At 46.2% G+C, this 8,824-nt stretch carries 11 protein-coding genes; 1 reads left to right on the top strand and 10 read right to left on the bottom strand.

What is annotated here, in order from left to right:
• From ruvA to ACJMLT_RS01390, 5 genes are all read right to left on the bottom strand, one after another.
• A partial coding sequence (ruvA, locus tag ACJMLT_RS01410; protein ID WP_405725477.1) for a Holliday junction branch migration protein RuvA occupies positions 1-530 on the bottom strand: 530 nt, incomplete at its 3' end.
• Positions 531-652: 122 nt separating this feature from the next.
• Complete coding sequence (locus ACJMLT_RS01405; protein WP_405725474.1) at positions 653-1,102, bottom strand: deoxycytidylate deaminase; 450 nt, start codon at positions 1,100-1,102, stop codon at positions 653-655.
• Positions 1,103-1,183: 81 nt separating this feature from the next.
• Positions 1,184-2,494: an acetyl-CoA hydrolase/transferase family protein gene (locus tag ACJMLT_RS01400; RefSeq protein ID WP_405725471.1), complete on the bottom strand. Its 1,311-nt coding sequence runs from the start codon at positions 2,492-2,494 to the stop codon at positions 1,184-1,186.
• A gap of 375 nt (positions 2,495-2,869) precedes the next feature.
• A complete protein-coding gene (locus tag ACJMLT_RS01395) occupies positions 2,870-3,283 on the bottom strand; it encodes a hypothetical protein (protein ID WP_405725468.1) in 414 nt (137 codons plus the stop codon).
• Between the two features lie 216 nt (positions 3,284-3,499).
• Positions 3,500-4,984, bottom strand: coding sequence for an ROK family glucokinase (locus ACJMLT_RS01390; protein WP_405725465.1), 1,485 nt, complete (start codon positions 4,982-4,984; stop codon positions 3,500-3,502).
• A gap of 137 nt (positions 4,985-5,121) precedes the next feature.
• Here ACJMLT_RS01390 and ACJMLT_RS01385 point away from each other — a divergent pair, with 137 nt between their 5' ends.
• Positions 5,122-6,378, top strand: a complete 1,257-nt coding sequence (locus ACJMLT_RS01385; protein ID WP_405725462.1) for a stalk domain-containing protein — start codon at positions 5,122-5,124, stop codon at positions 6,376-6,378.
• A gap of 38 nt (positions 6,379-6,416) precedes the next feature.
• Here ACJMLT_RS01385 and ybaK read toward each other — a convergent pair whose 3' ends face one another.
• The 5 genes from ybaK to ACJMLT_RS01360 form a co-directional block, all read right to left on the bottom strand.
• Complete coding sequence (ybaK, locus tag ACJMLT_RS01380) at positions 6,417-6,896, bottom strand: Cys-tRNA(Pro) deacylase (protein ID WP_405725459.1); 480 nt, start codon at positions 6,894-6,896, stop codon at positions 6,417-6,419.
• 124 nt (positions 6,897-7,020) lie between these two features.
• The gene (locus ACJMLT_RS01375; protein WP_405725456.1) at positions 7,021-7,254 is read right to left on the bottom strand and encodes a hypothetical protein; all 234 of its coding nucleotides are present in this window, start codon (positions 7,252-7,254) and stop codon (positions 7,021-7,023) included.
• Positions 7,247-7,519: a hypothetical protein gene (locus ACJMLT_RS01370; RefSeq protein WP_405725453.1), complete on the bottom strand. Its 273-nt coding sequence runs from the start codon at positions 7,517-7,519 to the stop codon at positions 7,247-7,249. Before ACJMLT_RS01370 ends, ACJMLT_RS01375 begins: the two co-directional genes overlap by 8 nt.
• 59 nt (positions 7,520-7,578) lie before the next feature.
• A complete protein-coding gene (locus ACJMLT_RS01365; protein WP_405725451.1) occupies positions 7,579-8,421 on the bottom strand; it encodes a hypothetical protein in 843 nt (280 codons plus the stop codon).
• Positions 8,422-8,436: 15 nt separating this feature from the next.
• Positions 8,437-8,824: hypothetical protein (locus ACJMLT_RS01360; RefSeq protein WP_405725449.1), on the bottom strand; the 388-nt coding region annotated here is incomplete at its 5' end.

The following is an 8,824-nucleotide window of genomic DNA, read 5'->3' as shown; positions in this document are numbered from 1 at the left end:
TTCGCTGCTTCGCTGCGGCTGTAGCCCAGTGCGGTCATGGCATCGATGGCTTCAAATTTTGCATCGCCGTCTACCGTCACTTCCACAATGCCTTCCAGTTCTTCGCCGCCCATGGCCAGCGCTTCTTCCGTTTTGAATTTGTCCTTCAGTTCCAGAATCACCCGCTGAGCTGTTTTTCTGCCTACGCCGGGCGCTTTGGATAATGTCTTTACATCATCGGACAGGATCGCCATGACGATTTCCGAAGGCTTCAGCATGGAAAGGAAACCCAGCGCACCCTTGGGGCCAACACCTGTGACTGTCAGCAGTTTGTTGAACATTTCCTGTTCTTCCATAGAAAAAAAACCGTAGAGGCTCATGCCATCCTCTTTCACGCTGAAATAAGTATATACCTTTGCTTCCGCACCTGTCTGGGGCAGTTTTGCCAGTGTCGCAGGGGAAACAAAAATGCGGTAACCAATGCCGCCGGTTTCTATAATAATATAACTTTCCGCACGCCGTTCCAGCGTACCTTTGATATATGAAATCATACGAAATCTCCATTTCAAATCATTTGTATTATATCTAATTTATTATACATAACGAAAATAGAAAGGGCAAGGCGAACACCCAAAAAAAGAAGTCCCAAGTCAAAAGACTCAGGACAACAGAATCAATCCATAACAACCATTTCAATATCCGCTTCTTCCAGAATGGATCTGGAAAGTTCATCAGGGTATTCCCCTTTGAATACGATCCGTTTGATGCCCGCATTCACCAGCATTTTCGCGCAAATGACACAAGGCTGCAGGGTGATATAAATGGTCGCACCTTCTGTGCTGACACCAATTTTCGCCGCCTGAATGATGGCATTCTGCTCTGCGTGCAATGCACGGCACAATTCATGGCGCTGGCCGGAAGGGATATTCAGCCTTGCCCTTTCGCAGCCGCCGATCTCCGTACAATGCTTCAGGCCGGAGGGCGCACCGTTATAGCCCGTGGTAATGATGCGGTTCTCTTTTACAATGACCGCCCCTACCTGTCTGCGCAGGCAAGTGGATCTTGTTTTTACAATATCTGCAATCTGCATGAAATATTCATCCCAGCTCACTCTATCACTCATCGCTTTTCCCCCTCTTATGGTTTTTATCAAAAATAACATAAAAAAGCCCCGTTGTCAAAACGGGGCATCTTTCCGCATCGATTATACGATCAGGTTCATTTTCTTTGCTTCAAATGTCAGTTCTTCTCTGAATTCGGGTGCAGCCAGAGAGATGATCAGTTTTGCTCTGTCGCTGGCGTTTTTACCTTTCAGACGAACGATGTTGTTTTCTGTTACCAGGAAGTCCACTTCGTTTTTGGATGTTGTTACGATGGAACCGGGTGTCAGAATAGGTTTGATTTTGGAGATCTGGCCGTTTTTCGCTGTAGATGTCATAGCGATAAAGCCTTTACCGCCTCTGGACAGGTTTGCACCGCGTACGAAGTCAACCTGACCGCCGGAACCGCTGTAGTGTGTTGTACCCAGAGATTCTGCACAAACCTGACCAAACAGGTCGATTTCCACACATGCGTTTACGGAGATGAAGTTATCATGCTGACCGATCACATAAGGGTTGTTTGTGTAATCAACGGGGTGCAGTTCGAAAGCAGGGTTATCATCCATAAAATCATACATTTTCTTGGAGCCCATTGCCAGAGTTGCGATTGTTTTACCAACGTGGATGGGTTTTTTCATATTTGTTACCGCACCACATTCGATCAGATCTACCATGGAGTCTGTGAACATTTCTGTATGGATACCCAGATCTTTTTTGTCCTGCAGCAGAACGCCAACTGCGTTGGGAACGCCGCCGATACCCAGCTGCAGTGTTGCACCATTGGGTACTTCATCAGCGATCATCGCACCGATTTTTTTGTCGATGTCTGTCAGTTCTGTTGTAGGCAGAGTGATCAGATCTTCGGAGATTTCGCACAGAGCTGTTACTTCGGAGATGTGGATCAGGTTGTTACCCATTACTCTGGGCATTTTGTCATTTACTTCCAGCAGGATGATGTCTGCTTTTTCTTTCATTGCGGGCACTTCTGCTGCTGCCATGCCGGCTGTGAAGTAGCCGTGTTTATCCATAGGAGAAACCTGGCAGTAGAATACGTTCAGAACAGGCATGCAGTTTCTCCAGTAACCGGGAACTGTGCTGTAGTTGTTGGGAACGTATGTATAGATCCCCTGCTGAACTACTTTTCTGCCTGCGCCGCCTGTGAACCAGGAAACATAGTCATATTTGCCTTTCAGTTCGGGATCCATGAATGCACTGCCTTTTTTGGAAGCCAGAATACCATGGTGCTGTACACCTGTCAGTTCGCCTCTTCTTGCTCTTTCGCCGATAGCGTTACAGATCACTGCAGGTTCTTCCAGACCTGTGGGGCATGCACAGATATCGCCGGATTTTACATGCATTGCAACGCCTTCAGGAGTTGTCAGTTTTGCCTGATACATTTCCTGCCATTTATTCATGTCGTATCTCACCTTTCTTCTTCAATCTTTTCGTGTATTTTCATTATTTTCGTTCCATCTGCGCCTTTGTGAATACAAAATACGCATTCTTATTAGTATTTTAGCACAAAGGAAAGCAAAAAGTAAAGGTAATTTATGTCTGTTTTCCAAATAATACACACCATTTGTAAGATTTCTTCTTACTCTTGCAGTTTGCTCCACAAACTTTCCAGAAAGAAAACAGGTGATTCTGTAAGCAGAGAACCATTTTCCCTTCTTTGGCAGCTTTCTCCGCTATTCACACGCAAAAAAAGAGCCTCAAATGAGGCTCTTTTGATCGCTATATTTAAAATACTTTAAATATCGATTTCTCCCTGATCTATGTCAATCTATTGATCAAATCAGGTACTGTTTTACTTCTTCAGGAAGCGCATCAGTTTTTTTGCTGATGATCATAACCATATCCATTTCAGCTTCCTTGGATGTTTTGTCCAGTTCCTGAACGAAGGAAACGAAATCTGCGTCAGAAATTTTGTCCATAATATGGTTCAATCCATCGATGTAAATTGTTTCAATATCACTGTTCTGAGAAAGGATACCACACATGAAACCTCTGAATACCATTGGATCTTCCATGATGAACTTGGGTGTTTCTACGAAACGTACACTGTGGTGCAGATCGTACATATGGCTGCTGTCATCATCTACATAGATGATGCTGCCTTTTGCTTCTTTACCAGCTGCATTTGCCATATCGATCATTTTTTTTGTTTTACCTTCACCTTTTTCGCCTGCAAGAATTTTAACCATTGCAATCTCCCCCTTTTATATCTGGATATTTTCTGGTGGTATACCTTTGAATTTGTCATATGATTTAACGGGAACTCCCGAAGGAAGGTTCCTGTTATATTATTGTAATTCTACAAAAATTTCCGAATTCCTTCTTTTTTTTCAGAAATTTTTACGGTTTTCCACGTCAGGTGATGTAAAGAGATAATACCGCAAATTTATCTCCTCTGTCAAGCCTTATTCCGCATCCTGCAGAATGAGGGCTGCCGCCCCTCTGATACCGGCATCATTGCCCAGTTCTGCCAGCGCAAATCGCTTGTTTCTGCTATGGGCAAAAACCTTTGCATTATAGGCATTTTCAATCTTATCCAGCAGGAATTTCCCTGCCGCGCAAACGCCGCCGCCGATCACAACAGTTTCTGTATCTACCAGATAAGTTGCGTTCGCAATGGCTGCACCCAGTCTGTCACAGACAAAATCTGTGATTTCATTGGCCAGTTTGTCGCCGTCCTTTGCTGCATCCCAAAGGTCTTTTGCTGTCACCTGTTTCAGCTGGCGCAGCACAGAATCGTCTGTTTTTTCCTGCAGGAATTTTTCTGCCGCACGCACCATGCCTGTAGCAGATGCATACTGTTCCAGACAGCCTGTTTTACCGCAGCCGCATGTTTCGGTTTCATAGGGATCAATGGTCATATGGCCGATTTCGCCGGCAACACCGCTGCTGCCCATCAGGATATGGCCATCCAGCACCACGCCGCCGCCAACACCGGTACCCAGTGTCAGCATCAGCATGCTTTTTGCGCCTTTGCCTGCGCCGTAAGCCGCTTCGCCCAGAGCCGCCACGCGGGCATCATTGCCCAGACGTACAGGGGAAATGCCGATTACTTCTTCTGCCAGATCGTCCAGATCCACGTCGCCCCAGCCGATATTTACGCAGCCATGAAGGACACCGTCGGCAGTTACAGGGCCGGGTGCCGCCATACCGATCCCCAGAATATCTGCCTGTCCAATCTTTCTTTCCGCCATGCAGGCTTCCAGAGAAGCCTTTACATCTTCCAGCAGACCTGTGGGGTCGCTGCCTTTTCTGGTAGGTACTTCCCAGCGTGTCACAATCTCACCATTTTCTGCCACCAGACCGATCTTTACTGTTGTACCGCCAATGTCAATCCCAAAACAATACTTCATATTAAGAGCCTCCTCTTCTTCACTTTTGTACTTATATACGACTTCATAAATTCGCTTTTTGTATCTTTCGTATGTCTTTTCCTCTATTGCCGCAGGTTTTGTCATAAACCGCAGGGGCAGCAGATCCTGCCCTTTTCGCATGGGCGGCTGCAGATAAGGATATTCGTTATAGACCAGACCATGGCGTTCATAAAAACCGACCCGCCTTTCGGTCATCTCATCCTCCGGCACTTCCACCTCCAGAACCATCGCTTTCCCCTTCTCTTCCAGAAAGAGATCCAGAAGGCTTCCGCCGTAACCGCCGTTGCGATATTCTTCTTTCACCGCAAAATGCTCAATATACAAAAAATCGTCGATCTCCCACGCCGCAAAAACTGCCGCAAACATACCATTTTTCCGCACACCGTAAAGACGATAGCATGTCTCCCGCAGAAGTTTTTTCTGTTCTTCCCTGATACGTAACTCTGTCACAGGAAAGGCTGCTTCCAGCAGCGGAAAGATCTCGTCGAAGGTTTCCTCTGTGATCCGTTCAAACATAGTCTCCCTCCTTTGTCTAGAAAGGATACTACAAATCGCCAAAAAAATCAATTTTTTCTGAAAGATTCCCCTTTCAAAATAATGCACCTGCCGGCAAATTTATGTTATACTGATTTTTTGAAAGGATGTGCAGAAACATGAACCGAATCTTCAAAGGAATTTTCCTTTTTCTCCTCTTATTTTCCTTGGGCGTGCAAACGGCTGCCGCCGCCTCTGTTCAGGTAACGCTGAACGGAAAACCCCTTTCCTTTGATGCCGCCCCTGCTATCGAAAACGGCCGTGTGCTGGTGCCCATGCGAGGTGTGCTGGAATCTCTGGGTTATTCCGTCCACTGGAAAGAACATACCCAGACCGTACTGGCCATGAAGGACGGCGTAGATATTTCCCTTCCTATAAATAGCCGTACTGTCACAGTAAATAACGAAACCGTACAGATCGACGTACCCGCAAAACTCCAAAACGGCCGCACCTTTGTGCCCTTGCGTTTTCTGGCGGAATACAGCGGTGCCGACGTGCAGTGGGATGATTCTTCTTCCACCGTTATGATCCAGTCTGCCGATGCAGAAGACTATCGAAAAGAGGATGCTGTGGTTTATATCCAGACAAACAAAATGCAGGGCAGCGGTGTTGTGCTTTCCGCCAATGGGCTGATCGCCACAAATTTTCATCTGGTCGAAAACGCCTCCGCCATGCAGTTCATATTCAACAACGGCTCCATCTATCAGGGCAAAACGACGATCGTCGGTCTTGATCCTCAGCAGGATATCGCCTTGCTGAAGATCGAAAAGAAGGGACTGACTTCCGCCCTGATCTCTCAGCAATATGCCGTCGGGGATCCTGTCACTGCCATCGGCTCGCCCCTCGGCGTACGCAACACTGCCACAGAGGGCAATATCTCCGGCTTCGATCAGGATATCATCTCTACCACAGCCGTCATTGCCAAGGGCAGCAGCGGCGGCGGTCTGTTCGATGCTTCCGGCAGGCTCATCGGCATGACCTCTTCCTACGGAAACGGACAGTATCATTCCATCCCCATGGCCAATGTGCTGCAGGTGCCCCAAGACCTGTCCATTCCCCTGAGCGAACTGAAAAACCATCCCTATACGCCCACCGCACCGAAAAATCTGCGGTTCGTAAAGAAAAATAATTACGCCTACATTTCCTGGTCTCCCGTCTATGGCGCAGAGCATTATTATGTATATACATCTAATTCCGAAAACGGAACCTACAAAAAGCTGAAAAATTCTTCTTTGAAAAGCGACATCTGGTATTGGGGCTTTCCTCAGGCCTTCGGCATTTCCATCAATCCGAAAAAGCCTTATTATATGAAGGTTTCCGCCGTGGTCAAGGGTGTGGAAACACCTCTCAGCCCTCCTTTGAAGATCTCCAGATAAAAATAACCCTCGAAGGAAAATTCCCTCGAGGGTATTTTTTAGTCCATATTTTTTGTAACGTCTGCCTCTGTCGCTTCCGTGTAGCGGATCAGATCCTGGGGATCCAGAATAATCTGCTCCCCACGGATGCCGGCACTGACTGCGATCTCATCGAACAAGATACATGTCTCGTCGATATAGGTGGGATATTTTTTCTTCATGCCCACAGGAGAACAGCCGCCGCGGATATAGCCCGTCAGCCCCAGCAATTCTTTCATGTGGGTCATTTCCACCTTTTTATTTTTTGACACCACTGCTGCTTTTTTCAGATCCAGTTCCATATCTACAGGGATACAGAACACATTGATGCCATTCTTATCTCCGCGGGTCACCAGCGTCTTAAACACCTGCTCCGGTGCCATCCCCACCTGTTCTGCCGCATGGAGCCCCGAAAGGTTGGACTCGTCATATTCATATTCCGCTGTGCGGTAAGGGATGCCTGCCGCTTCCAGCAGACGCATCACATTGGTTTTCGTCATAGGAAAACACCTTCTTTAGTCATCCAGTCTACAAGAGACTTTTTTATGTATTATTTTGAGTGATTTTCAGTATTTTCAATACGTTTCTGTATTATTATATCACTCTTTTTTGTTTTGTTTCTACCTATTTAAGTACGTTTTTGGTACGCTGCAGCTCTGCTACCATCAGTTCCAATTCGGCCATTTTCTGCGCCTGATCATCCGTCCTGATACTACCCAGAATAGCGTTACAAGCTAAGATAATGCTGTTGGCTCTTTTGGGGTCAAGTTCCCCATTCAAAACCATATTGGAAACCCTGGTAAGGGCTCTTCTAACGTCTGTAGCAGAGGTGAGCTTCAAGCGTAATCTTTTACTCATTATACTCCTCCTCTGGTACGTTATCAATGATCAAAATAAGATTTTCCTCTGTGGGGTACTTTTCACGCATATCTGCTATGCGCGCCTTCACACCTTCCATATCTGGATAAAAGGAAGATACCCGGGAAAATCTATGATCTTTATGCAGCTGGCAGTCTAATTTATAGCCGTCCTTCATCTTATAAGCAAAAGCAAGGAAAAAGGATGGTTTCATAGACTGCTGGATGATCTGTACATCACGCATCAGTATATCAATTCTTTTCATATTTCCTTTTCCTTTCCAGGAACAGAGAAGGGGATGCATTAGCACCCCCAAATCATTCCTTATTCAGCTGTTACAGCCTGATAATAGATTGCTTTTACTTTGTTATCCAGTACAAAGGCATCGTAACAGATACGACCTTCTACCAGAGAGCCGGAGATACCGGGTGGATCCTGATGGATTTTGTAGTCCTCCAGCTTTGTAGGTGCTACTGTAGCCACAGGATGAGCCAGCATAAAACCGAAGCCGTCAGGCATTCTTTTTTCTGGTACTTTCACCACTGCAGCACCATCCAGCATACCAATAACGCCTTTCTTTCTGATTTCGTCACCCAGATTTGTATCCATAGAAATATCGGGGCATTTTTTCATCAAAGTATATACAGAGGGTGTCACTGTCAGCACTCTGTCTGTTTCGGGCACTTCTGCATCATCCAGAGCCTTGTTTGCTTTCAGCACTTCGTCATAGATATTGTCCGCAGTGAGAGCCACAGCAGCAGGTTTGTATCCAGCCTTTTCACACATAACGCCGTATGTATAAGCGTCTACTTCTGGAATTACAACCTGTCTCTGCTGTCTGGCCAGTGCAGAAGCCGCAGCCATCTGCTGCAGTGTTTCATCCTCATCAAGCTTGTCGATTGTGAATGTGAAAGAGCGGTCTTTCTTCAGTGTCAGTTCTTCTGTTGTCGCATCCAGACCAGCCACAGCACCATAACGAGACCAGTTGCCGTTATCAGCGCCGGATCTGTTATAATCATTCATTTCGGATGTGGATACTTTATAGATTTTGATTGTGTGCGCACCTGTCCAGTCATAATCGCTGTTTGTCAGCATAGATGTTTTGCTTTCTGCTGCGAATACCTCGTCTGTATATGGTGCAAATTTTGTTGTCAGTTCAATAGACATAGTTCGTTCAACTCCTTATCTAAGTTTGAACGCTTCAGCAATAGGATCAGAGCCACCCAGACCGACACCGCCATTGGTGCCTTTAGTGAAAATCGCTGGTTTCTTGCCGGGGTCAGCAAATACACCGGGGAATAACTCTTTCATTTTATCGACCTTCTGTTTGAACTGCTCATGATCTGCAGTATCGAACAATTCCAGCAGGCCTTTGGGGTAGTTCTGTTCTGCAATATATTCTTTACAGGTCATTGCGCTTTCTCTGGCAGTCAGTTCCTTTTCCCTGATCTGTTCGGGGGTAGGTTCGTTCTTTCTGCGTTCCCTTGCTATGCGTTCCTGTACAATATTATCTACTTCTTTTTGTGTGAATGTTCTTTCAGTGCCAGCGTTTGCACCGGGGGCATTGTTT

The organism is Anaerotignum sp., assembly GCF_045122575.1.
GTDB lineage: Bacteria > Bacillota > Clostridia > Lachnospirales > Anaerotignaceae > Anaerotignum_A.
Note: the sequence above shows the minus strand (reverse complement) of the source record. Positions and strands in the feature narration are given on the sequence as shown.

What these genes read in the sequence shown, in the direction of transcription:
- ACJMLT_RS01405 (WP_405725474.1), bottom strand. Translation starts at nt 1,102, where the DNA reads ATGAGTGATAGAGTGAGCTGGGATGAATATTTCATGCAGATTGCAGAT.
- ACJMLT_RS01400 (WP_405725471.1), bottom strand. Translation starts at nt 2,494, where the DNA reads ATGAATAAATGGCAGGAAATGTATCAGGCAAAACTGACAACTCCTGAA.
- ACJMLT_RS01395 (WP_405725468.1), bottom strand. Translation starts at nt 3,283, where the DNA reads ATGGTTAAAATTCTTGCAGGCGAAAAAGGTGAAGGTAAAACAAAAAAA.
- ACJMLT_RS01390 (WP_405725465.1), bottom strand. Translation starts at nt 4,984, where the DNA reads ATGTTTGAACGGATCACAGAGGAAACCTTCGACGAGATCTTTCCGCTG.
- ACJMLT_RS01385 (WP_405725462.1), top strand. Translation starts at nt 5,122, where the DNA reads ATGAACCGAATCTTCAAAGGAATTTTCCTTTTTCTCCTCTTATTTTCC.
- ybaK (WP_405725459.1), bottom strand. Translation starts at nt 6,896, where the DNA reads ATGACGAAAACCAATGTGATGCGTCTGCTGGAAGCGGCAGGCATCCCT.
- ACJMLT_RS01375 (WP_405725456.1), bottom strand. Translation starts at nt 7,254, where the DNA reads ATGAGTAAAAGATTACGCTTGAAGCTCACCTCTGCTACAGACGTTAGA.
- ACJMLT_RS01370 (WP_405725453.1), bottom strand. Translation starts at nt 7,519, where the DNA reads ATGAAAAGAATTGATATACTGATGCGTGATGTACAGATCATCCAGCAG.
- ACJMLT_RS01365 (WP_405725451.1), bottom strand. Translation starts at nt 8,421, where the DNA reads ATGTCTATTGAACTGACAACAAAATTTGCACCATATACAGACGAGGTA.